This is a genomic window from Pseudomonas fluorescens (assembly GCF_902497855.1).
GTDB lineage: Bacteria > Pseudomonadota > Gammaproteobacteria > Pseudomonadales > Pseudomonadaceae > Aquipseudomonas > Aquipseudomonas fluorescens_BI.
This window is the reverse complement of the sequence record NZ_CABVHU010000015.1, coordinates 101,851-123,880: the sequence shown is the minus strand read 5'-3', so window position 1 is coordinate 123,880 and position 22,030 is coordinate 101,851. Positions and strand designations below refer to the sequence as shown.

At 60.6% G+C, this 22,030-nt stretch carries 20 protein-coding genes; 10 read left to right on the top strand and 10 right to left on the bottom strand.

The annotated features are described in order from the left end of the window. Complete coding sequence (locus tag F8N96_RS26395) at positions 1–270, top strand: PAAR domain-containing protein (protein WP_150800294.1); 270 nt, start codon at positions 1–3, stop codon at positions 268–270. A gap of 171 nt (positions 271–441) precedes the next feature. Further along, entirely contained in the window at positions 442–1,596 is a 1,155-nt protein-coding gene (gene ampC / locus F8N96_RS26385) for a class C beta-lactamase (RefSeq protein ID WP_224789529.1), read from the top strand. A gap of 78 nt (positions 1,597–1,674) precedes the next feature. Here ampC and F8N96_RS26380 read toward each other — a convergent pair whose 3' ends face one another. Then, entirely contained in the window at positions 1,675–2,034 is a 360-nt protein-coding gene (locus tag F8N96_RS26380; protein ID WP_150800291.1) for a DUF6124 family protein, read from the bottom strand. Positions 2,035–2,536: 502 nt separating this feature from the next. Here F8N96_RS26380 and F8N96_RS26375 point away from each other — a divergent pair. After that, complete coding sequence (locus F8N96_RS26375) at positions 2,537–3,904, top strand: AAA family ATPase (protein WP_150800290.1); 1,368 nt, start codon at positions 2,537–2,539, stop codon at positions 3,902–3,904. Further along, complete coding sequence (locus tag F8N96_RS26370; RefSeq protein ID WP_150800289.1) at positions 3,897–4,532, top strand: TIGR02646 family protein; 636 nt, start codon at positions 3,897–3,899, stop codon at positions 4,530–4,532. Before F8N96_RS26375 ends, F8N96_RS26370 begins: the two co-directional genes overlap by 8 nt. A 358-nt stretch (positions 4,533–4,890) precedes the next feature. On the opposite strand, the gene F8N96_RS26365 is transcribed toward F8N96_RS26370, so the two are convergent. Then, on the bottom strand, positions 4,891–5,439 hold the full coding sequence (locus tag F8N96_RS26365; protein WP_150800288.1) for a DUF4174 domain-containing protein: 549 nt from the start codon (positions 5,437–5,439) through the stop codon (positions 4,891–4,893). A 179-nt stretch (positions 5,440–5,618) separates the two neighbouring features. On the opposite strand from F8N96_RS26365, the gene F8N96_RS26360 reads away from it, so the two are divergent. Further along, positions 5,619–5,987, top strand: coding sequence for a VOC family protein (locus tag F8N96_RS26360; protein WP_150800287.1), 369 nt, complete (start codon positions 5,619–5,621; stop codon positions 5,985–5,987). Between the two features lie 19 nt (positions 5,988–6,006). On the opposite strand, the gene F8N96_RS26355 is transcribed toward F8N96_RS26360, so the two are convergent. Together F8N96_RS26355 and F8N96_RS26345 are read right to left on the bottom strand one after the other, a co-directional pair. After that, positions 6,007–6,792, bottom strand: a complete 786-nt coding sequence (locus F8N96_RS26355; protein WP_150800286.1) for a sulfite exporter TauE/SafE family protein — start codon at positions 6,790–6,792, stop codon at positions 6,007–6,009. A gap of 239 nt (positions 6,793–7,031) precedes the next feature. Beyond that, positions 7,032–7,781: a hypothetical protein gene (locus F8N96_RS26345; protein WP_150800285.1), complete on the bottom strand. Its 750-nt coding sequence runs from the start codon at positions 7,779–7,781 to the stop codon at positions 7,032–7,034. A 366-nt stretch (positions 7,782–8,147) separates the two neighbouring features. On the opposite strand from F8N96_RS26345, the gene F8N96_RS26340 reads away from it, so the two are divergent. Continuing rightward, the gene (locus F8N96_RS26340; protein WP_150800284.1) at positions 8,148–8,969 is read left to right on the top strand and encodes an aldo/keto reductase; all 822 of its coding nucleotides are present in this window, start codon (positions 8,148–8,150) and stop codon (positions 8,967–8,969) included. Between the two features lie 30 nt (positions 8,970–8,999). Beyond that, the gene (locus F8N96_RS26335) at positions 9,000–9,449 is read left to right on the top strand and encodes a DUF1810 domain-containing protein (RefSeq protein WP_150800283.1); all 450 of its coding nucleotides are present in this window, start codon (positions 9,000–9,002) and stop codon (positions 9,447–9,449) included. On the opposite strand, the gene F8N96_RS26330 is transcribed toward F8N96_RS26335, so the two are convergent. Next, entirely contained in the window at positions 9,435–11,795 is a 2,361-nt protein-coding gene (locus F8N96_RS26330) for a DNA polymerase II (RefSeq protein WP_150800282.1), read from the bottom strand. The two genes, F8N96_RS26335 and F8N96_RS26330, sit on opposite strands and share 15 nt — an antisense overlap. 125 nt (positions 11,796–11,920) lie before the next feature. Here F8N96_RS26330 and F8N96_RS26325 point away from each other — a divergent pair, with 125 nt between their 5' ends. After that, positions 11,921–13,261 carry a substrate-binding domain-containing protein gene (locus tag F8N96_RS26325; protein ID WP_150800281.1) on the top strand — a complete coding sequence of 447 codons (1,341 nt, stop codon included), beginning with the start codon at positions 11,921–11,923 and terminating at the stop codon, positions 13,259–13,261. A 236-nt stretch (positions 13,262–13,497) separates the two neighbouring features. Here F8N96_RS26325 and F8N96_RS26320 read toward each other — a convergent pair whose 3' ends face one another. Next, positions 13,498–14,016, bottom strand: coding sequence for an ankyrin repeat domain-containing protein (locus F8N96_RS26320; protein ID WP_150800280.1), 519 nt, complete (start codon positions 14,014–14,016; stop codon positions 13,498–13,500). Positions 14,017–14,112: 96 nt separating this feature from the next. Further along, positions 14,113–15,948 carry a long-chain-acyl-CoA synthetase gene (locus F8N96_RS26315; protein ID WP_150800279.1) on the bottom strand — a complete coding sequence of 612 codons (1,836 nt, stop codon included), beginning with the start codon at positions 15,946–15,948 and terminating at the stop codon, positions 14,113–14,115. Positions 15,949–16,293: 345 nt separating this feature from the next. Here F8N96_RS26315 and F8N96_RS26310 point away from each other — a divergent pair, with 345 nt between their 5' ends. Then, positions 16,294–16,572 carry a DUF3509 domain-containing protein gene (locus F8N96_RS26310; RefSeq protein WP_064676634.1) on the top strand — a complete coding sequence of 93 codons (279 nt, stop codon included), beginning with the start codon at positions 16,294–16,296 and terminating at the stop codon, positions 16,570–16,572. A gap of 1,451 nt (positions 16,573–18,023) precedes the next feature. On the opposite strand, the gene F8N96_RS26305 is transcribed toward F8N96_RS26310, so the two are convergent. From F8N96_RS26305 to aroC, 3 genes are read right to left on the bottom strand one after another with little or no spacing between them, the layout of a single operon-like run. Then, positions 18,024–18,557, bottom strand: a complete 534-nt coding sequence (locus F8N96_RS26305; protein ID WP_150800278.1) for a 1,2-dihydroxy-3-keto-5-methylthiopentene dioxygenase — start codon at positions 18,555–18,557, stop codon at positions 18,024–18,026. A 31-nt stretch (positions 18,558–18,588) separates the two neighbouring features. Then, on the bottom strand, positions 18,589–19,734 hold the full coding sequence (locus F8N96_RS26300; RefSeq protein ID WP_150800277.1) for an MFS transporter: 1,146 nt from the start codon (positions 19,732–19,734) through the stop codon (positions 18,589–18,591). A 34-nt stretch (positions 19,735–19,768) separates the two neighbouring features. After that, positions 19,769–20,860, bottom strand: coding sequence for a chorismate synthase (gene aroC / locus F8N96_RS26295; RefSeq protein ID WP_150800276.1), 1,092 nt, complete (start codon positions 20,858–20,860; stop codon positions 19,769–19,771). A 129-nt stretch (positions 20,861–20,989) separates the two neighbouring features. On the opposite strand from aroC, the gene F8N96_RS26290 reads away from it, so the two are divergent. Continuing rightward, positions 20,990–21,943, top strand: a complete 954-nt coding sequence (locus F8N96_RS26290) for an alpha/beta hydrolase (RefSeq protein ID WP_150800275.1) — start codon at positions 20,990–20,992, stop codon at positions 21,941–21,943. The last annotated feature ends 87 nt before the right edge of the window (positions 21,944–22,030 follow it).

The window sequence follows — 22,030 nt, the reverse complement described above, 5'->3', positions numbered from 1 at the left end:
ATGACCCATCCCATCTGCCTGGGCGACTCCACCAGCAGCGGTGGCACGGTCGTGTCCTGCCAACTTTCGGGTACGCACCGTATAAACGGAAAAATCCCTGCGGTATTGGGCGACAAGGCTACCTGCCCATTGCACTTGGGCGAATTCGCCTTCGTCGAGGGGCATCCGCGTCGACGCATGAATGGCATTCCCGTGGTACTGCACGGTCATCGATTAGCCTGTGGTTGTCATGGAGTGTCGAGTCATGCGCAGAATGTTCGGGTCACCTGATACTCCGCATTTCATTCAATGCGAGCCCGCGTTCGACGAACCAACCAACCGCCTCTCGACACGAGAGATAGATCGCTTGATGGCGATCATCGGGCGCCTTCGGCCAGATTCAAAAGCCGCTTGGAGAGAAGCGGTTAATATCATTGGAAACTCATGGAAAGTGGCTCAGTCATGCCTGAATACAACCTGAAAAAATTCGCGTCCTACAGTGTTTTCGTACTTTTCCTCGGCGCCGGTCACTGCGTAGCTGACGACAATATCGAATCCATCGTCAACGCCGCCATCGAACCGGTGATGCAGCAACAGCAGATCCCCGGCGTCGCGGTCGCGATCACCGTCAACGGCCAGGCGCAGTACTTCAACTACGGCGTGGCCTCGAAGGAAAACGGCAACGCCGTTACCGAAAATACCCTGTTCGAGATCGGTTCGGTGAGCAAGACCTTCACGGCCACCCTCGCCGCCTATGCCCAGGCGACAGGCAAACTGTCCCTGTCAGACAAGGCCAGCAACGTCCTACCAGAGCTGCGCGGCAGTGCGTTCGATGACATCAGCGTATTGCAACTCGGCACCTACTCCGCCGGTGGACTGCCGCTGCAATTCCCCGCCGAGGCCGATGCGCCGGACAAGATGCTCGGCTATTTCAAGCAGTGGAAACCGACCTACACCGCTGGCAGCCATCGGCAGTATTCGAACCCGAGCCTTGGGCTGTTTGGCTATCTGGCGGCCGAAAGCATGGGCGCGCCGTTCGATGAGGTGATGGAAAAAACCCTGCTGCCGAAACTCGGGCTGACGCACACCTTCCTCAAGGTGCCGCAGGATCAGATGGGGCTTTATGCCCAGGGGTACAGCAAGGAAGACAAGCCGGTGCGGGTCGGGCCGGGGGCGCTGGATTCGGAGGCGTATGGGGTGAAAACCAGCGCGGCGGATCTGCTTCGCTATGTTCAGGTAAACATGAAACCGGCAGGGCTTGAAGCGCCGCTGCAGCGGGCAATTGCCACCACGCACACGGGTTATTTCAAAGTCGGTGACATGACCCAGGGATTGGGCTGGGAACTCTACGGCTACCCGGTCACGCTCGAGCAGTTGCTCGACGGCAACTCGACGCAGATGGCGATGGAAGCTCACGAAGTCCAGTTGCTGAACCCGCTGCAACCTCTACCGGACGTTGTGCTGGTCAATAAAACCGGCTCTACGGGCGGCTTCGGTGCCTATGTCGCGTATGTGCCCTCGAAAGATATCGGCATCGTGATCCTGGCCAACAAAAACTATCCGAATGCTGAGCGGGTGAAAGTGGCGCACAGGGTATTGAGCGCACTGAGCCAGTAACTCAACCCCCCGACCTGTGGCAGTCATCAAAATGGGCGACCCCTTGAGGTCGCCCATTTTCATTGGTGCGCCTGTTGACTAAACAGCCGGCGCGCCTTCGGGTGGATCGAGATTGTCCAGTGCCCGATTCACCAATAACTCGCCCACGACGGCCAACTGCTGAATCGACAGCGCCACGTTGCGGTTGGAGCTTTCCAGTTTGCAGGCCAGGTCCGTGACGAGGACGTTCAGCGACGCGAGGGTTTCGCAGGCATGGCATAGCAGGGTTACGGAGTCGACGCCGGGGACGATGGTGAAGATGTGGCTGACCGGGTCGGCGTGGTTGGGGTTGCGCAGACGAGCGCTGATGGCGGGTTCGGTGATGTTGGAAAGTGGAACGGGGTCGAGGGGATTGGAATTGGTTGGGGATTCAGGGGGATTGGGACTTACTTTTTTCATGGGAGAGGATCCATTGGGGATTGTTGGGAAAACTACCCATCTCACTTCCACATGAGGGTGGCAGCTGTACGCAGGTGTGGAAGACCAGGCCAACCCACCAATACCCGGCGCACTCGAAAGTGCTCCCGCGCACAGCCGCCATAACGCGGCAATGTTGACATAAAAAATGTCGACATGCGCTTTACGGGCATTGGTAGATGACTTTGATCACCGGACTTCCACATCCGGCCGCTGATTTTGCAGCGGCTAGAGAAGGTTATCGGCGCAGTCCGCCGAGCACCAGTTCACGGAGTGCGCCGCGTCTTGCAGGAAATGTCCGACGCAAGCGAAGGCCTTTGCCACGACTCATTTTCAAAGGCATATGCTGCAATTACTTTTTACTAATGACCGTTGTGGTGCGACCGAAACCGTTGTATCTAAACGACAGCGGATCAATCCGTGGTCGGGAATGTCATAATGCGCACTCAAATATTCACACCGACTGACCCCCAAGGGCGATGTAATGGAAATTTTCAGTTTCAAGCTCAAGGATGTCGGTCGGTTCAACGATTTGACCGTTTACTTGGCCCCCACAGCCAAACATCCCTCAAATGTGACGGTATTGGTGGGGAACAACGGTGCCGGGAAAACTACCCTATTAAAATCACTGGCCACATCACTGAGCTGGTTGGTGGCCAGGATTCGTACCGAGAAAGGTAATGGCAACCACCTGGCAAATGAGGACATTCGAAACGGCGCTTCCGTCGCATTTGTTTTTGTTGCCGTAGTAGACGGTTCACTGGCACGTTCAGATTATCCCGAGGGTGATCAAAAAAATCACTTGTTCTCATGGGCCATTGCTCGCGGCAGGCAAGGGCGAAAGATCGCTGTCCACAGCGAGTTGGTAGATGCTAGCCGTCTGGCTGATCATTACCGAAGTGAATTGACCGCATCTGATAAAGCCTCGCTCCCCTTGATCGCCTACTACCCGGTCGAGCGTTCGGTTCTGGAAATTCCGCTAAAAATCCGCACCAAACATTCCTTTGATCAACTGGACGGCTACGACAACTCATTGAATCGTGGCGTGGATTTCCGGCGCTTTTTCGAATGGTTTCGCGAACGCGAAGACAGCGAAAATGAAACCGGCGTGTCCGACACTGCCCTGGCCGAAATTTCCGAAAAATTTGGCAAGGACAGTGACATCTGGAAAACCCTTTCCCAGCTGAAAGCCTCATCCCGTGATCGCCAGTTGACCGCCGTTCGCTCTGCTATCGCAGCGTTCATGCCAGGCTTCAGCAACCTGAGAGTGCAGCGCAAACCGCGCCTGCACATGGCGATAGACAAGGACGGCGTGACGCTCAACGTGTCCCAACTCTCGCAGGGTGAAAAGTCGATGATGGCGCTGGTCGGCGACATCGCTCGTCGATTGGCGATGATGAATCAGTCTTTGGACAATCCATTAGAAGGTGACGGCATCGTACTGATTGATGAAGTCGATTTGCACCTGCACCCAAAATGGCAGCGCAGCTTGATTCGGCAGTTGAGCGAGACCTTCCCCAATTGCCAGTTTGTGCTGACAACCCATTCGCCGCTGGTCATCAGCGACGCAAAAGATGTGTTGGTTTACGTGCTGGATGACGGGGAACTACAGGAACGCAATGGCCTTTATGGACTGGATGCCAATCAGGTTCTATTGGAAGTCATGGACACCGATATTCGCAACAGCGACGTGCAGCAACGCTTGAATCGATTGCTGGAGCGATTGCAGGACGGTGATCTGGACGCCGCGAAGAAGCTTTTTTCCGAGCTTTCACTTGAGCTTCCAGAAGGTCACCTGGAGCTGGCGAAGGCTGCATTGTTGATCCGCAAGCTGGAGTTGCGCCGTGCGTAAGATCGATAAAGGCATGGAGCCGCAATCGCTGACTCGCTGGAAGCGCTCGAACAGCGCGCTACGTTACCCGGACTTACCACGGGAAGAGAGCCGGTCCATTCGTTCATCGTGCATCTCGGAACAATACGGTTTGTGTGCGTATTGCTGTCAATCCATCACGATTGATGACGCCCATAATGAACATCTTGAAGCCCAGGATCGTGCGCCGAACCGGACTTTGGATTTTTCCAACATCGTCGCCAGTTGCCAGCGTCCAAATCAATGTGGTCATGGTCGCGGTACACGACCGCTGCCACTTACGCCGTTGATGGCTGATTGTGAAACCGAAATCAAGTTCTACTTGTCCGGCCTGGTAAGAGGCTGTACCGAACGGGCCAGGGTTTCAATCGAGGCATTGAATCTGGGTCATACCGAAGAAAGCAATCGAGGCCTTGTCGGTGCACGCAAACAGTTGGTCGATGCGCTGATCTATAGCCAAAGCGTGCTCCCCGAAGACTTGCAGTTTGAAGATGAAGAGTTGCTGGAGTTGCTCCTGGAGAATCTGAAAACACCGGATGCAGCGCAATGTCTCCAGCCTTTCTCACCTGTCCTGGTCAATGTAATCAGCAATTATCTGGCTCAACCGTAGGAACGGCGGTGCGATCTGCCCGCGAAGGTAAGTGATCTTCAGCGAACACGAGATTGTTGAACGACAGGGATCCTATGTAGGAGCCGGCTTGCTGGCGAAGACGGCGGCACATTCAATAGAGGTGGTGGCTGACAGATCGCATTCGCTGCGGTGCGGCGATCCGACAAGCCAGCTCCTACAGGGGGTCTTCAGTGGACGCCAGATTGGCGAAAGGCGCGATCAACTGTGGGAGCGAGCTTGCTCGCGATGGTCTTGAGGACGATGCGTTCATTCAGGGAAAACGCGTTATCGTTAACGTCCATCGCGAGCAAGCTCGCTCCTACAGGGGATTCATTCGCCATAAAGGTTCTGTGCGGATTCAATCATCCGGCATTTCAGGCGGCTTGGCGGGCTTGGTTGGTTTGGCCGGTTTTGTCGCCTTGGAGCCCTTGGCCGGGGCGGGTTCGGTCACCGGCGGTGGCGTCGGTGCCGTGGCTTCTTTCTCTGTCGCCGGCAATTCGTCGATGGTTTTGAAAATCGCCTGCAGGTCGACCTTATCCGACTGTTCCAGTTTCTTTTCGCCGTCCTTGCCGACCAGAATCACCTTGGTCTTCGCGCCAGCCCCCAACTTGAGCGAGCGGATCAATGCCGCCGTATCTTGCGGCCCCAGGTCTTTGCCCTCGCGCTGGCCCATCAGATTGAGCACGCTGTACAGGACCATATTGCGATCGTCGAAACCCTTGCGGTTGGCGGGCTCATCCAGTGCCTTTTTCAAGCTGACCCATGTGGGATCGACCGTACTCGGAGCGATGACAATCAACGGCCGGGCCCTGCCCTTGTCCATGTCCAGCGGTGAGTCGCCATCGGCGGCGAACAAGGGACCGGCGAAAGCCAGCAGGGTAGCCAGGGTCAATGACCTGATGAGCATGCGCATCTCCTTTTGATATCCACGCTCTAATGATTGCGCATCGCGGCGTTCGTTCCGGGGACGCTTCGCAATTATGTTTCGCCCTGCCCCAAGCTTAGGTCAGGGCAGTCATTGCGCAACAGGCTGGACTAATCTCATGGTTCAGTACTCGACACCTGAAACGCAGTGAGGGCCACACCATGAGCGCTCAGCTGAACCACACCATCGTCTGGTGCCGCGACAAGCAGACGTCGGCCAACTACCTGGCCGACCTCCTCGGCCTGCCCGCGCCTGAACCCTTCGGGCCGATGCTGGTCGTTAAACTCGACAACGGCGTGTCGCTGGATTTCTACAACAACGACCCGCCGATCGCTTCTCAGCACTATGCGTTTTTGCTTGGGGACGATGAGTTCGATGCGGCCTTCGCCCGTCTGCGAGCGCGAAAGCAACCCTGGTGGGCTGATCCCGGCAAGCAGCGACTGGACGAAATCAATGACTACGGCGGTGGCCGGCGGGTCTACTTCGATGACCCGGACGGGCACCTGCTGGAGATCTTCACCCGTGAGTGATTGGGGCCCGCGGCAGAGATCAGAACGCCAGTTTGTAGCCGATCAGCGCCAGCATCGTCGCCAGGCAAGGACGCAACATTTCGTCGGAGATGCGGCCAGTCAGGTGACTGCCCAGGTAAATGCCTGGCAGCGAACCGACCAGCAGGTAGCCCAGTACGTGCCAATCCATGTTGCCCATACTCGCGTGACCGAGGCCGGCGACCAGGGTCAGGGGTACGGCGTGGGCGATTTCCGTGCCTACCAGGCGGCGGGTTGGCAGCATGGGATAAAGAATGAACAGGGCTACGGTTCCCAGGGCGCCGGCACCGATGGAGGTCAGGGCGACCATGGTGCCGAGCACCAGGCCAGTCAGCACGGTCAGCCCGTTCAGGCGTGGGCCACTGGGGTTGTAGTTGCCGCCCGCGCGTTTGTGGGCGAAATCGAGCAAGCGCTTCTTGAAGAAAATCGCCAGCGCGGTGGCAAACAGGACAAAGCCCAAGGCCTGTTTGATCACGGCGTTCATGGCATCGGGGGATGTCTGCAGGGTGCTCAGGAACCACAGCGTCATCAGCACCGCCGGCACACTGCCGAGGGTCAGCCAGCCGGTGATTGCCCAATCGATGTTGTTGTTCTTTTTATGAACCAGAACGCCGCTGGATTTGGTAATGGCGGCGTACAGGAGATCCGTGCCCACCGCCGTCGCCGGATTGACCCCGAACCACAGCAGGATCGGCGTCATCAATGAGCCGCCGCCCACGCCGGTCATGCCGACGATGAAACCCACCACCAAACCTGCGACCACCAACCCGAAGTTAACGAATTCCATTAACACGCCCACAAAAATCGCATGAAAAAACTGGTCCGCAGCATAGCGATTTTTCTTATAACCAGTTATATCGATGCGGTCTATCGTTATGCCTATGTGCGCTGACATCCCTGTAGGAGCGAAGCTTGCTCGCGAAGAACGATAACGCGGAGCAACAGATACACCGCGGCGCCTGGTTCGCCGGCAAGCCTGGCTCCTACAGGTCATGGGGGGGGTGAGCTATCGGTGCAAGCAGCCACTCACTGTACGGGCAGGAAATTGAGGAACAGCAGGCTCTGGGCGTAATTCAGGCCGATCCGCCGGTAGCGCTCGTCGAGCATCTGGGTCAGCAGGTCCAGGCGTGCGACGATCTTGCCGAATTCCACGGCAAAACTCAGGTTGCTGCCCTCCTCCGAAATCTCGTTGGAAAACAGCAAGGGCTCGCCCTGCTTGTTCTGCCGCTGGCTGAGGATCCAGGTGGCTTTCTCGATGTTGCGCGCGGCGTTGTTGACGAAGGTCGGGTTGATCGCATCGGTCATGTAGAACTCGAGACGATTGCCGTGGGCGGTGACCAGCATGCTGCCGATGGCATAGATAAAGGCGCCGACCCGGTCGCCGAGGAATTCCGGGCTCATGGCGAAGCTCAGTGCCGCCAGGTCTTTTTTGCCGCCCAGGGTCGGCAACGGTTGTTGCATTTCGATGGCCATGCGCACTTGCTGCCCAGCGGTGCGGGCGTCGAGGAAGCCGGACTTTTTCAACTCTTCGGGGTTGCGCAGGTAGAGCTTGCTCATGAGCAAGTAGAGGCTGTCGAGGTTGTCGCGCATTGCCAGGGTTGCCATGCGGTCGACGCTGGTCTGGAGGAATTCCTGGGGTTTGCCTTGGCGGAACTGGTCGATGATGTCACCGCCCTGGTGCTGGGTGCATCCGGTGAAGCAGAGCGTCGACAGACAAGCCAGCAGCAGGCTGTAACGGCGGGTGTGCATCGTGATGAGGGGTAACACTCGAAGCATGGGTGTTTGAACTTGGACATGGGCTTGCGGTGGGGATCGCCGCAGGCTGGCCATGGGATAGAGCCGGGAAACGGGGAAAAGTGCAGTACCGGTGGTCTGTAAATGCTGGTAGGCGGACAGTTGAATCAAAAGATCAGCAGCCTGCGACAGCTCGCGCCGTACGCGTACCCCCCTGTAGGAGCTGGCTTGCCAGCGAAGGCGGTGGATCAGGCAACATCTTGTTCGACAGAAAGGCCGCCTTCGCTGGCAAGCCAGCTCCTACAAGGGGGGCGGCGTACACTGGGATATTTGAGCTTTGCACGGAACCACCGGGGTATTCTGGTGCCAACCGAAGAGTACCCATCGATCGAAAAAAAGGAGATGTGCATGCGCACCCTCGATCTGGCAGGCGTCAACGTACCGGTCATCGGCCAGGGCACCTGGCGCATGGGGGAGGATCCTTCGCGGCGCAGCCAGGAGGTGGCGGCGTTGCGCCAGGGCATCGAGTTGGGCATGACCCTGATCGACACCGCTGAAATGTACGGCGAAGGCGGTGCCGAGCAAGTGGTCGGCGAAGCCATCACGGGCAGGCGCGACCAGGTGTTTCTGGTCAGCAAGGTGTACCCGCACAACGCCAGCCGCAACGGCATCCCCCAGGCCTGCGAGCGCAGTCTGCAACGGCTGGGCACCGACTACATTGATCTGTACCTGTTGCACTGGCGTGGCCAGTATCCCCTGGAGGAAACCGTCGAAGCGTTCGAGCGCCTGCGCGAAGCCGACAAGATCGGCCGCTGGGGCGTGTCCAATTTCGACCTGGATGACCTGCACGAACTGGCCGCACCGGCCTGCGCCACTAACCAGGTGCTCTACAATCTGGAAGAGCGCGGCATAGAATTCGATCTGCTGCCCTGGTGCCAGCAGCATCGCCTGCCCGTCATGGCCTACTGTCCAATCGGCCAGGGTGGGGAGATGCTGGCCCACCCGGCGCTCATGCACGTTGCCGCCCGTCACGACGCGACGCCGGCCCAAATCGCGCTGGCATGGATTCTGCGCCAGGACGGTGTGATCGCCATCCCCAAGGCGGTCAGCCCCGAACATGTGCAACTGAATGCACAAGCCGCGCAACTGCGGCTTGAAGCCGGGGACCTGGAGGCGCTGGACCACGCGTTTCACGCGCCGCAACGAAAGCAACAGTTGGCCATGGTCTGAGCCATCGCGGTTGTGTCAGAGGGTTTGCGCATGAGAAGCACCGATCCACTCGACAGGTTCGACCTCAAACGCTTCATTCAGGCGCAGGACCCGGTGTTCGACCAGGTTCAGGATGAGCTCAGTGATGGCCACAAGCGAAGCCACTGGATGTGGTTCATCTTTCCGCAATTCACCGGACTGGGCGACAGTGAGAAGTCCCGTCACTTCGCGATTCGATCCGCAGCAGAAGCCGTGGCCTTCCTTGAACACCCCGTGCTGAGCACTCGACTGCGTACCTGTACTCAACTGGTCCTGGACATCAAGCAGCGCCCGATTGCGGAGATTTTCGGCCATCCCGACGAACTCAAGTTTCACTCCTCGATGACACTGTTCGCCCAGGTCGATGCAGAAGACTCTCTCTTCAGCCAGGCACTGGATCAGTATTTCCACGGCATCCCGGACGCCTGGACGTTGACGCTGATGGACTCAAAACAGGCCTAGTTGCCCGCCGATCAGGGTCGAGAAGTCGTCGTCGACGAAGGGCAGGATCGCATCCGCCACCGGTTGCAATTGCCGGGTGACGTAGTGGTCGTAATCGATGGGTGCGCTGCGGATCTCCAGCGGCTCGGGACCGGCGACGCTGATCACGTAGCTGATCCAGCCCCCGTTCTGGTACTGCCGCGGCCGGCCCTGACGGTCGTTATAGTCGTCGGCGATCCGCGCCGCGCGGACATGGGGCGGCACGTTGCGCTGGTAGTCGTCGAGGGTGCGGCGCAGGCGCTTGCGGTAGATCAGCCGGTCATCGAACTCACCGGCCAGGGTCTTGCGCACATAGTCGCGCACGTAATCCTGATACGGCTGGCGATTGAAGATGCGCAGGTACAGCTCCTGCTGGAATTGCCGGGCCAGCGGCGACCAGTCGGTACGCACGGTTTCCAGGCCCTTGTAGACCATTTCATCGCTGCCGTCGGCGCGGGTCACCAGCCCGGCATAGCGCTTCTTGCTGCCCTCCTCGGCGCCGCGGATGGTCGGCATCAGGAACCGTTTGTAGTGGGTTTCGAACTGCAGCTCCAGGGCACTGTCCAGCCCGTATTCCTGCCGCACATGTTCGCGCCACCACTGGTTGACGTGGTCCACCAGGGCGCGGCCGATCTGCGCCGCTTCCTGCTGGCCGTGGGCGCGGCGCAGCCAGACGAAGGTCGAGTCGGTGTCGCCGTAGATCACCGTGTGGCCCTGGGCTTCGATCAGCTTTCGGGTGCGCAGCATGATTTCGTGGCCGCGCAGGGTGATGGACGATGCCAGGCGCGTATCGAAGAAGCGGCAACCACTGGAACCGAGCACGCCGTAGAAGGCGTTCATGATGATCTTCAACGCCTGGGACAGCGGCGCATTGTGTTCGCGCTTGGCGGTTTCCCGGCCTTCGGCGACGCGGGCGACGATCGCCGGCAGGCAATGTCGGGTCCTGGAAAAACGCGCGCCGCGAAAGCCCGGCACCGACTCGCTGTCTGCGGGATGCTTGAGGCCCTCGATCAGGCCTACCGGGTCGATGAGGAAGGTGCGGATGATCGACGGGTAAAGGCTTTTGTAGTCCAGCACCAGCACCGATTCATACAGCCCCGGTTGCGAGTCCATGACAAATCCGCCGGGGCTGGCTTGCGCAGGCTTGCTGCCGAGATTGGGCGCGACGAAGCCCTGGCGGTGCATCAGCGGCATGTACAGGTGGGTGAAGGCCGCCACCGAACCACCGCTGCGGTCCGCCGGCAAACCGGTGACGCTGGCCCGTTCCAGGAGGAAGGTCAGCAACTCGGTCTTGGCGAAGATGCGCGTTACCAGTTCGCAGTCCTTGAGGTTGTACCGGGCCAGGGCCGGTTTGTCCTCGGCGAACATGCGGTTGATTTCGTCCATGCGCTGGTAAGGGTTGTCGATCGCCTTGCCTTCGCCGAGCAGGGTTTGCGCGACGTTTTCCAGGCTGAACGAGGGGAAGCTCCAGGTCGCCGAGCGCAGGGATTCGATGCCGTCGATGATCAATCGCCCAGCGGCCGAAGCGAAGTAATGGTTGCGGCTGCCGTGTTCGCGCCACTGCATTTCCTCGCCGCCACGCCCCAGTCTCAATGGCACCGCCAGGCGCCGGGCATGCTCGTGCAGTACGCGCAGGTCGAACTGCACGACGTTCCAGCCGATGATCGCGTCGGGATCATGGCGGGCGAACCATTCATTGAGTTTTTTCAGCAGCAGGGTTCGCGAGTCACAGTATTCGAGCTGGAAATCCACCGCGCCGGGGTCGCCGTTGGGCGGGCCCAGCATATAGACCTGACGCTCGCCGCAACCTTCCAGGGCGATGGAATACAACTCGCCCCGGGCGGTGGTTTCGATGTCCAGGGACACCAGCCGGAGCCTGGGTCGGTAGTCCGGGTCGGGTTTCATCTGCGCGTCCAGCAGCAGGCCCTCGGCACCGGGCGTGCCGCCAAAGACCACCGGCGCCGTGATGAACCGCTCCATCATGTAGCGCTCGGGCGGGCGCACATCGGCTTCGAACATATCGACGCCGGCCTTGCGCAGCGCGGTTTCCAGGCGCATCAGCTGCCCATGCTGCTGGCAATACAGGCCGAGCACCGGGCGATGCTCGAAATCCTGCAGGGCCAGCGGTCGCAGTTCGAGGTTTTTTTCACCCTGCAACAGCGCCTCGGCCTGCTCGCGCTGAGCCGCCGGGATGAACGCCACCGAGGGCTGATAAGGCAGGCGGATGCGCCGGGGACCGGTATCGGTCGCCAACCAGAATTCGACTTCCGTACCGGCCGGTGTGTCGCGCCAATGCCGGGTCAGGACGAAGCCCCGCTGTAAATCCACCACTGCAACCTCAGATTTGCTCCAGAGCGCAATTCTACGCGTTAGACGAGCTATTGATCTGTCATCTTTCGGTCACCTGACTGACTTATTCTCCCGGCACTTTCCTGGTCTTATAAGGTGCCGGCATGATGCTGCGCGTGTTGTTCCTGTGGGTGTTCTGCGCGAGCCTGCCGCTGGTGGTTTCGGCCGGTGATCTACCGACACCCGAACAGGGTTCGGTGCTGCGCATCCAGGGGTCCAATACCATCGGCGCCGCACTGGGCCCGGCCCTGGTCGAAGGCTTGATGCGCGAGCAGGGTCTGCTCAAGGTTCACCGCGAAGCCCGGGACATAGCCAACGAACTGCGGGTGGTCGGCGAAACCGTGCAAGGGCGTCGAGTGGTGGTGGACATCGCCGCCCACGGATCCAGCACCGGTTTCACCGCCCTGAGAACCGCCACCGCCGACCTCGCCGCGTCCTCGCGCCCGATCAAGGACCGCGAACGGCGAGTCCTGCAATCCCTGGGCGATCTGAAACAACCCGGCGCCGAGCAGGTGATCGCCATCGATGGCCTGGCGATCATCCTTCATCCGCAAAACCCGTTGAATCAGCTCGACACCGAACAACTGGCGCGGATTTTCAGCGGCGAGGCCGGCACCTGGGAAGCACTCGGCGGTCGCGGTGGGCCGATTCATCTGTATGCGCGGGATGACCATTCGGGTACGTATGACACGTTCAACGAACTGGTCCTCGCCGGTCGTGGGAAAACCCTGAGCAGCACCGCGAAGCGTTTCGAATCCAGCGAGCAGTTGTCCGATGCAGTGAGCGGGGATCCGCAAGGCATCGGCTTCATCGGCCTGCCCTACGTGCGCCAGGCCAAAGCCGTAGCCATTGCCGACGGCCAATCCCAGGCCATGCTGCCGCTCGACAGCCTGATCGCCACGGAAGACTATCCACTGTCCCGTCGACTGTTCTTTTATCTGCCACCCACCGGGAACAATCCCTGGGCCAACGCGCTCGTCGCCTTCACCCAGGGCCGCCAGGGTCAGGCCATCGTCGCCGCCAATGGGTTTGTCGCCCAGACCGTCCAGGCCATGGCGGTCACGCCGAATGCGCTGATGCCCGAGGGTTATCAGGCGCTCAGCCGCCATGCCCAGCGGCTGTCGGTCAACTTCCGTTTCGAAGAAGGCAGTGCGACCCTGGACAACAAGGCCCGGCAGGACCTCTCTAGGGTGCTCGACTATATAAAGCAGCACGACAAGACCCGTCGACAGGTGACGCTGGTGGGGTTTGGCGACGCCAAGAGTGATCCGGCGCGGGCCGATCTGCTGTCGAAACTGCGCGCCATGGCGGTGCGCCGGGAGCTGGTGAAAAGCGGTGTGGTGTTGCGCGAGGTTCGCGGCTTTGGCGCCGAGATGCCGGTGGCGGCCAATAGCGCGGACGAGGGGCGGATCAGGAATCGGCGGGTTGAGGTGTGGGTGCATTGAGGCTTTGGTTGATCTGGAAACATCCTTTGCGTCAGTGAACTCCTGTGGCGAACGGGCAGGCCCCGATGCCAGCCAGTTAAGCGCGGACTTGTAGGAGCTGGCTTGCCAGCGAAGGCGGTGTGCCAGGCAACATCAATATTAACTGACAGACCGCCTTCGCTGGCAAGCCAGCTCCTACAGGTCCGCGTCTTAACTCACCTCACTAAGGCGTTTGGCTTGCCTGAGGACGTTGCCTATCAGCCAGGCAGCTTCTCAAGCTGAGCCGTGGTATCCACCGCGCCCATGGTCTTGGCCGCATCCAGCGCAGTGACGCCATTGGCATCCTTGGCCTTCGGATCGGCGCCCTTGCCGATCAGGTAGTCGACGATTTCGACGCGATTGAACATCGCCGCCATCATCAGCGCCGTACGGCCGTCAAAGGACGAACCTTCAACCTGCGCGCCGCCTTCGACCAACGCCGTGACCGTCGCCAGGTCACCCTTGAACGCCGCGCCGGCAATCGGGCTCTGGCCGTTGTCATTGCGGATTTCCGGGTCGGCCTTGTGCTCGAGCAGGACGTTTACCGTCTCCACATGGCCATGGTAAGCGGCCAGCATCAACAAGGTATCGCCCTTGTGGTTGCGCAGGTTTGGCGGCAGGCCCTTGGTCAGCAGCGCAGCCATCATGGCCGCATCGCCCTCGCGCGCCTTGTTGAATACCTGTTCGGCAAATTCAGCGGCTTCTTCGGGGGTCATCTGGCGGCTTTGGTCTGACATCGGGGGCTCCACGTTCGGTTATTCGCAAAGCCGACAGTTTCCCGATGAGCCCCGAAGCTGTCACTTGTTTTTTCTCATGGGCTGCCATAGCCAATTTCAATAACGGTACTTGCCGCCATAAATCTCAGCAAGCAACTGCTCGGTGACCGGCACGTAAGTCCCGGTCCCTGGCAACCAGGCGTAAATCGGATCATCCCCGGTTCTGCCGGGGTCGAAGGCTTCATCCTTGAGCCGGGTCTTCTGGTATTTGAAGGTCCCGGTGGTTTCCATTTTCACTTTGACCCGCAGGAACAAAGGCACGGCATAGGCCGGCATCTGCTCCCGGGCGAAGGCCAGTAGCTCGCTGAAATCCAGGGTCGCCAGGGATTCGGCGGGGGTGATTGCAGCCATCCCGGCGCGGCCGTTGGTGTTGCGGATTTCCACGCCATAGGCCACGGCTTCGCAAATGTTCGGGTGCTGCAGGAGGATGTTCTCGACCTCGGTGGTCGAGACGTTTTCACCCTTCCAGCGGTAGGTGTCACCCAGGCGATCGACGAATTGGGCGTGGCCGAAGCCGATGTGGCGCATCAGGTCGCCGGTGTTGAAGTAGCGGTCGCCTTTGGCGAATACATCGTGGAGCACGACCTTTTCGGTTTTCAGCGGATCGGTGTAGCCATCCAGCGGCGCCTTGTCGTCGATCTTCGCCAGCAACAGGCCCTGCTCGCCTTTGGCCACCTTGCGCATGAAGCCCTTGGCGGTTCGAACAGGCAAGCCACTGTCGTGGTCGTACGCCGCCAGTTCCCATGACATCAGGGAGAAACCCACGGTGTTGTCGAAGTTCAGTACGTTGGTGAAGCCGATGTTGCCGTCACTGGCGGCGTACAGTTCGCAGATATGGTTGACGCCGAATCGCGTCTTGAATTCGCGCCACGCGCCGGGCCGCAGGCCATTGCCGATCATCTTCGTCACGCTGTGCCGGTTGTCGTCGGCAGCGGGCGGTTGATCCACCAGATAACGGCACAGCTCGCCGACGTAACCGAGGGTGGTCGCGCGGTACTGGCGCACATCGTTCCAGAACTGGCTGGCGCTGAACTTGCGGCGGATGGCGAAGCCCGAGGCGCCACTGATCGCCGCCCCCCAGCACACGCACAGCCCGGTGGCGTGATAGAGCGGCAAGGTGCAATAGACGACATCTTCGGGGCGCATAGCCAGCGCGATCATGCCGAAGCTGGCGGAACTGCGCATCCAGCGACCGTGCTTGAACACCCCGGCCTTGGGCAATCCGGTGGTGCCCGAGGTGTAGATGTAGAAGCAAGGGTCGTCGAAAAAAACCTGCTGGCTGCTGGCGGGGTTGTCACTGCACGCATCGACGCTGGCCGCCATCAGGTTGACGAAACCGTCGGGCGCAATGCCCGGATGGGTATAGGTGCCTTGATCGGCGACGAACCAGGTGCGCGCAGGTGCGATCGATACCCGTTCGCGCACCGCCGAAAACGCCGGGACCAGCTCCTCGCCGACAATGATTGCCGCGGGCGCCACCAGGTTCAGGCTGTGGGCCAGGGTGTCGCGGGTTTGCGAGGTATTGAGCAAGGCGCTGATCGCGCCGGCCTTGGCCACCGCCAGAATCGTCACCAGCAGTTCCGGGCGGTTCTCGATGAACACCGCCACCCCATCGCCCTTGCGGATGCCTTGGGCGATCAGGTGATGGGCGATGCGATTCGCCCATTGGTTGACCTGTGCATAACTCAGTACCACTTCGCCCTGCAGCAATGCCGGGCCATCGGGATTGCGCAAGGTCGCCTGCTCGAAACTCCAGCCCAGGCCACAGGCTTGGGTCGGGTCCTTGACGTTGGCAGCTTTCATGCCTTTCACCACACGGGGGATGGCTTTGGCGATGGCAGGGAGTTTGCGGAGCATCATGCCCCAGGTAATGGTGTCGTGCGGCGTGCTCATGCAGGCTCCCGTTCGATGTTTTTTATTGTCGGGCGGCGTTTGATTGAGGCCGAAAATACGTCAGCGCTTCGGAGGCTGTACACGCGGTTTTTGAAATGTTTTGTATCCAGGACCCTGGCAGGCGAAATCGCGAGTCTCGGCCAGGCGATTGGTTCCGTTGAAACAGTGGCGACCACGCAAAATGCAGGATGCACGATGGCCGTTCATGCAGATTGCACGAACGGCTGAAATCGCTATGAAATTAAGCCATTGATTTATAAGGATTTTTAAAAATACAAAGGCTGGCACAAAGGCTGCAACTTCCTCTCCATGCTTGCCAATCAAGTGCTAACGGAGCCGATAGACATGAGCCTGATTCAAGAAAAATTTTCGTCCCTGTTTTCCAACTTCGAAGTGACCACCCAGCCACGTCCGGACGGTGGTATCCTGCTGACCTTGCGCAGCACCGAAGGCAAAGTGTTCAAGCGCTCGATTTCCTACCAGCAATTGCATGCTGGCGATCAGCTGTCGTGGGTCATCAGCGCGATCCGCCGCGATCTCGCGGAACAGGCCAGTGAGCTGCCGCAGATCTCCATGCTGCAAAGCCAGCAACGGTTTGCCCTGCCGACTTATCATTCGGCGTAAATCGTTGTAATGCTGCAAACACACAGGCCGTCGTAGGAGCCCGGCTTGCCGGCGAAGGCGTCTTCATGGGCGGTGCAGGGTTTGAGGCCGCCTTCGCGGGCAAGCCTCGCTCCTACAGGGCGCAGTCTTCATGGGCGCTGCATGGCTTCAGGCCGCCTTCGCCGGCAAGCCGGCTCCTACACGATCAGCTGTGTATCGATTAATTGTGCGCAACGCCAACCCCTGTAGGAGCCAGGCTTGCCGGCGAAGGCGTCTTCATGGGCGGTGCAGGGTTTGAGGCCGCCTTCGCGGGCAAGCCTCGCTCCTACAGGGCGCAGTCGTCATGGGCGCTGCATGGCTTCAGGCCGCCTTCGCCGGCAAGCCGGCTCCTACACGATCAGCTGTGTATCGATTAATTGTGCGCAACGCCAACCCCTGTAGGAGCCCGGCTTGCCGGCGAAGGCGTCTTCATGGGCGGTGCAGGGTTTGAGGCCGCCTTCGCCGGCAAGCCTCGCTCCTACAGGGCGCAGTCTTCATGGGCGCTGCATGGCTTCAGGCCGCCTTCGCCGGCAAGCCGGCTCCTACACGCTCAGCTGTGTATCGATTAATTGTGCGCAACGCCAACCCCTGTAGGAGCCAGGCTTGCCGGCGAAGGCGTCTTCATGGGCGGTGCAGGGTTTGAGGCCGCCTTCGCGGGCAAGCCTCGCTCCTACAGGGCGCAGTCGTCATGGGCGCTGCATGGCTTCAGGCCGCCTTCGCCGGCAAGCCGGCTCCTACACGATCAGCTGTGTATCGATTAATTGTGCGCAACGCCAACCCCTGTAGGAGCCCGGCTTGCCGGCGAAGGCGTCTTCATGGGCGGTGCAGGGTTTGAGGCCGCCTTCGCCGGCAAGCCTCGCTCCTACAGGGCGCAGTCTTCATGGGCGCTGCATGGCTTCAGGCCGCCTTCGCCGGCAAGCCGGCTCCTACACGCTCAGCTGTGTATCGATTAATTGTGCGCAACGCCAACCCCTGTAGGAGCCAGGCTTGCCGGCGAAGGCGTCTTCATGGGCGGTGCAGGGTTTGAGGCCGCCTTCGCGGGCAAGCCTCGCTCCTACAGGGCGCAGTCTTCATGGGCGCTGCATGGCTTCAGGCCGCCTTCGCCGGCAAGCCGGCTCCTACACGATCAGCTGTGTATCGATTAATTGTGCGCAACGCCAACCCCTGTAGGAGCCAGGCTTGCCGGCGAAGGCGTCTTCATGGGCGGTGCAGGGTTTGAGGCCGCCTTCGCGGGCAAGCCTCGCTCCTACAGGGCGCAGTCTTCATGGGCGCTGCATGGCTTCAGGCCGCCTTCGCCGGCAAGCCTCGCTCCTACAGGGCGCAGTCTTCATGGGCGCTGCATGGCTTCAGGCCGCCTTCGCCGGCAAGCCGGCTCCTACATTTTGATATGCATGCGGATCAGAGAGCCCGGCCAGTCGGTAGACCGCCTCTACTCAATCCTCAAGCAGCGCAAAGCGACTGGCGATGTCCTCGCCGGTGAAGTGGGCCACCCCGCCTTCCGGACGATTGAACAGACGGATCGCGACGAAATGCGGATGCTCACCCAGATCGAACCAGTGGGGAATACCGGCCGGGATCGAGATCAGGTCGTTCTTCTCGCATAGCACGGCGTAGACGTAATCTCCGATATGCAGGCTGAACAAGCCACGCCCCGCCACGAAAAATCGCACGACATCTTCATCACAGCGGTGCTCCTTGAGAAGCTCGGCCGTTTGCGGGTGATCGTTGGTCTGGCTGACCACATCAACGCCGATATACCCCTGTTCGGTCATCAGCTCGTCGATCGGCGCCTGGTATGCGCCGATGATTTCTTCCGGGCTGGCGCCAGGCTGGAGTTTGGTCGCGGCTTGCCAGCGATCAAAGCGCACACCCTGCTCGGCCAGGGTCGACGCGATATCGTCGAAGTGGGTCAGTACCTTGTTCGGCAGTTCCGGACTGCTGACAGGGTAAACGGACAGGCTGCTCATGGTGGTTTCCTCGATTATTCACAGGACAGTCTCATGGCCTGTCCTCTTGCATGCATGTCGCAATCATAACGGCTGCCGCGAACGCGGCGAGACTGGCAATACTAAAGGTCAATGTGGCCCCGAGGGCGTTCCAGCTATAGCCTGCGTACAACGCCCCCAGTGCGCCGCCGGTGCCGGCCAGTGCCGCGTACAACGCCTGCCCCTGCCCTTGCTGGCGTGCGCCGAAACTGCGTTGCACGAACTGGATGGCTGCCGCGTGGAAGCTGCCGAAGGTGGCCGCGTGCAGGACCTGGGCGAACAGCAACACCCACAGGTACTCGGCGAACGAACCGAGCAACAGCCAACGCAGCGCCGCCAGCAGAAAACTCGCCAGCAGCACCCGCCGCACGGAGAAGCGCGCGAGGATCTTGCTCATGGCCAGGAACATCAGTACTTCGGCCACCACGCCGACAGCCCAGAGCATGCCGATCAAGCCACGGCTGTAACCGAGTCGCTCGAGGTGCAAGGTCAGGAAGGTGTAATACGGCCCGTGGCTCAGTTGCATCAGTGCCACGCAAGCGTAAAACGCCAATACCCCGGGGCTGCGCAATTGCTTGAGAAAACCGTCCCCCGCCAGTCGCTCCCCTTGGAGCGGTTGTGCGTTCGGCACCCACAGGCTGCTGACCACGATCCCGGCCAGGATCAGCACCAGCGCCACCGGATAGATGTCGAGGCTGAGCCATTCGAACAGCCGGCCCAGCGCGACCACGGTGATGATGAAGCCGATGGAACCCCACAACCGGATCTGGCTGTAACGGGACGTCTGCCCCTTCAGGTGCGCCAGGGTGATGACTTCGAACTGCGGCAGCACGGCGTGCCAGAAGAAGGCGTGCAAGGCCATGACCATCGCCAGCCAGGCGTAGGTCTTGCTGACGAAGATCAGGGAAAACGTCAGCAGGGTGCAGACCGCGCCGAAGCGCACGATGGCCAGGCGCTGGCCGGTGTAGTCACCGAGCCAGCCCCAGATGTTCGGTGCCACGCAGCGCATCAGCATCGGGATCGCCACCAGCTCGCCGATCCGCGCGCTGGAAAAACCCAGGTGATCGAAGTACAGCGCCAGGAACGGCGCCGTCGAACCGAGCAAGGCGAAATAGAACAGATAGAAACTGGAGAGCCGCCAGTACGGGAGCGCCGCCACCGTCGTCAGACTGCAGCGGCTTTGAGATCAGCCATTAAAGCTGACCCAGCACCGGGGTGCTCACCCGTACATTGGCGTTCTGCCCGCGGTGACGCAGCAGGTGATCCATCAGCACGATGGCCATCATCGCTTCGGCAATCGGCGTGGCGCGGATGCCGACGCAGGGGTCGTGACGGCCCTTGGTGACAACGTCCACCGGGTTGCCGTGGATGTCGATGGAACGGCCCGGCGTGGTGATGCTCGAAGTCGGCTTCAGCGCCAGGTGCGCGACGATCGGCTGACCGGAGGAAATGCCGCCCAGAATGCCGCCGGCATTGTTGCTGAGGAAACCTTGCGGGGTCATTTCATCGCGGTGTTCGGTGCCGCGTTGGGCAACGCTGGCGAAACCGGCGCCGATTTCCACGCCCTTGACCGCGTTGATGCTCATCAGCGCATGGGCCAGCTCGGCATCGAGACGGTCGAAGATCGGCTCGCCGAGCCCTGGCATCACGCCCTCGGCGACCACGGTGATCTTCGCGCCCACCGAATCCTGGTCGCGGCGCAGCTGGTCCATATAGGCCTCCAGCTCCGGCACTTTGTCCGGGTCGGGGCTGAAGAACGCGTTCTGTTCCACCGAATCCCAGGTCTTGAACGGGATCTCGATCGGGCCCAGCTGGCTCATGTAGCCGCGAATGACGATGCCCTGGGTGGCCAGGTATTTCTTGGCGATAGCGCCGGCCGCCACGCGCATCGCGGTTTCCCGCGCCGAGCTGCGACCGCCGCCGCGGTAATCGCGCTCGCCGTATTTGTGGTGATAGGTGTAGTCGGCATGGGCCGGGCGGAACAGGTCCTTGATCGCCGAGTAGTCCTTGGACTTCTGGTCGGTATTGCGGATCAACAAGCCGATGGCGCAACCGGTGGTGCGACCTTCGAACACGCCGGAAAGGATCTCGACTTCGTCGGCTTCCTGGCGCTGGGTGGTATGGCGGCTGGTGCCGGGTTTGCGGCGATCGAGGTCGCGCTGCAAATCGTCGAGGGAGATCTCCAGCCCCGGCGGGCAGCCGTCGACAATGGCGACCAACGCCGGCCCATGGCTTTCGCCAGCGGTGGTGACAGTGAACAGCTTGCCGTAGGTATTGCCGGACATGCGGGACGCTCCGTGAAATCGAACCTGAATACGTAATGCGCGCCAGTATACGCAGGCTACCCAAGTAGTTCATCCTCGAACCTTACGGGTGCCTGCGAGTCCAACCGGCACCTTGTTCATGATGGCGTGATGATGCTGCGAGTTCTAGCCTTGAGCCTTACCCTGTTTACCGGCTTTGTACAGGCCACTGTCCTGCAACGGCCGATCACCCTGGATACCGGTACCGGCGAGCTTTTCGGCTCGTTGCTGCTGCCAAAATCCGAGCAACCCGTGCCGGTCGTCCTGATCATTTCCGGCTCCGGCCCTACGGATCGCGACGGCAACAACCCCGACGGCGGGCGCAATGACAGCCTCAAGCGTCTGGCCTGGGTCCTGGCCAAACACAACATCGCCAGCGTGCGTTACGACAAGCGCGGCGTGGCGGCGAGCCTGGCGGCGACCCCGGACGAACGCAACCTGTCGGTGCAAGCCTATGTCGCCGACGCCGAGGCCTGGGGCCGGAAGCTGAAAGCCGACCCGCGCTTTGGCCAACTGATCCTGCTCGGCCACAGCGAGGGCGCCTTGATCGCCAGCCTTGCGGCACCGAGCCTGGACGCCGCCGCGGTGATTTCCATGTCCGGCAGCGCGCGACCGATCGACCAGGTGTTGCGCCAGCAGCTGAGCAATCGCTTGCCGCCGCCCCTGATGCTGCGCAGCAACGAACTGCTCGACAGCCTCAAGGCCGGCCGCACCGACGACAACGTGCCGCCGCAGCTGCAGGTGATTTTTCGTCCGAGCGTACAGCCGTACCTGATTTCGCTGTTCCGCCAGGACCCGGCCGCAGCCTTCGGCCAATTGAAGATGCCGGCGCTGATCATTCAGGGCAGTAACGATATCCAGGTCGGCGTCAATGACGCCCGGCTGCTCAAGGCCGCCAAGCCGGACGCCGAACTGGCACTGATCGAGGGCATGAACCATGTGATGCGCATCGTGCCCAACGACGTAAAACGGCAATTGGCGTCCTATAAGGATCCGCAATTGCCGCTGGCGGCCGAGTTGGGCGCGCGGATCATCGGATTTATTGACGGGCTTCGCACCCGTTAGGCGCTGCCAGCCCTTCAGTCCTGACAAAAACGGCCGATAAGCCTTTGTCGCCATCTCTATCAGTGGCGACAAGCAGGGCCTGGACAG

Excerpts from the sequence above, each read along its gene's own strand:
- F8N96_RS26395 (WP_150800294.1), top strand. The coding sequence starts at position 1 with ATGACCCATCCCATCTGCCTGGGCGACTCCACCAGCAGCGGTGGCACG.
- ampC (WP_224789529.1), top strand. The coding sequence starts at position 442 with ATGCCTGAATACAACCTGAAAAAATTCGCGTCCTACAGTGTTTTCGTA.
- F8N96_RS26380 (WP_150800291.1), bottom strand. The coding sequence starts at position 2,034 with ATGAAAAAAGTAAGTCCCAATCCCCCTGAATCCCCAACCAATTCCAAT.
- F8N96_RS26375 (WP_150800290.1), top strand. The coding sequence starts at position 2,537 with ATGGAAATTTTCAGTTTCAAGCTCAAGGATGTCGGTCGGTTCAACGAT.
- F8N96_RS26365 (WP_150800288.1), bottom strand. The coding sequence starts at position 5,439 with ATGCTCATCAGGTCATTGACCCTGGCTACCCTGCTGGCTTTCGCCGGT.
- F8N96_RS26360 (WP_150800287.1), top strand. The coding sequence starts at position 5,619 with ATGAGCGCTCAGCTGAACCACACCATCGTCTGGTGCCGCGACAAGCAG.
- F8N96_RS26355 (WP_150800286.1), bottom strand. The coding sequence starts at position 6,792 with ATGGAATTCGTTAACTTCGGGTTGGTGGTCGCAGGTTTGGTGGTGGGT.
- F8N96_RS26345 (WP_150800285.1), bottom strand. The coding sequence starts at position 7,781 with ATGCTTCGAGTGTTACCCCTCATCACGATGCACACCCGCCGTTACAGC.
- F8N96_RS26340 (WP_150800284.1), top strand. The coding sequence starts at position 8,148 with ATGCGCACCCTCGATCTGGCAGGCGTCAACGTACCGGTCATCGGCCAG.
- F8N96_RS26335 (WP_150800283.1), top strand. The coding sequence starts at position 9,000 with ATGAGAAGCACCGATCCACTCGACAGGTTCGACCTCAAACGCTTCATT.
- F8N96_RS26325 (WP_150800281.1), top strand. The coding sequence starts at position 11,921 with ATGATGCTGCGCGTGTTGTTCCTGTGGGTGTTCTGCGCGAGCCTGCCG.
- F8N96_RS26320 (WP_150800280.1), bottom strand. The coding sequence starts at position 14,016 with ATGTCAGACCAAAGCCGCCAGATGACCCCCGAAGAAGCCGCTGAATTT.
- F8N96_RS26315 (WP_150800279.1), bottom strand. The coding sequence starts at position 15,948 with ATGAGCACGCCGCACGACACCATTACCTGGGGCATGATGCTCCGCAAA.
- F8N96_RS26310 (WP_064676634.1), top strand. The coding sequence starts at position 16,294 with ATGAGCCTGATTCAAGAAAAATTTTCGTCCCTGTTTTCCAACTTCGAA.
- F8N96_RS26305 (WP_150800278.1), bottom strand. The coding sequence starts at position 18,557 with ATGAGCAGCCTGTCCGTTTACCCTGTCAGCAGTCCGGAACTGCCGAAC.
- aroC (WP_150800276.1), bottom strand. The coding sequence starts at position 20,860 with ATGTCCGGCAATACCTACGGCAAGCTGTTCACTGTCACCACCGCTGGC.
- F8N96_RS26290 (WP_150800275.1), top strand. The coding sequence starts at position 20,990 with ATGATGCTGCGAGTTCTAGCCTTGAGCCTTACCCTGTTTACCGGCTTT.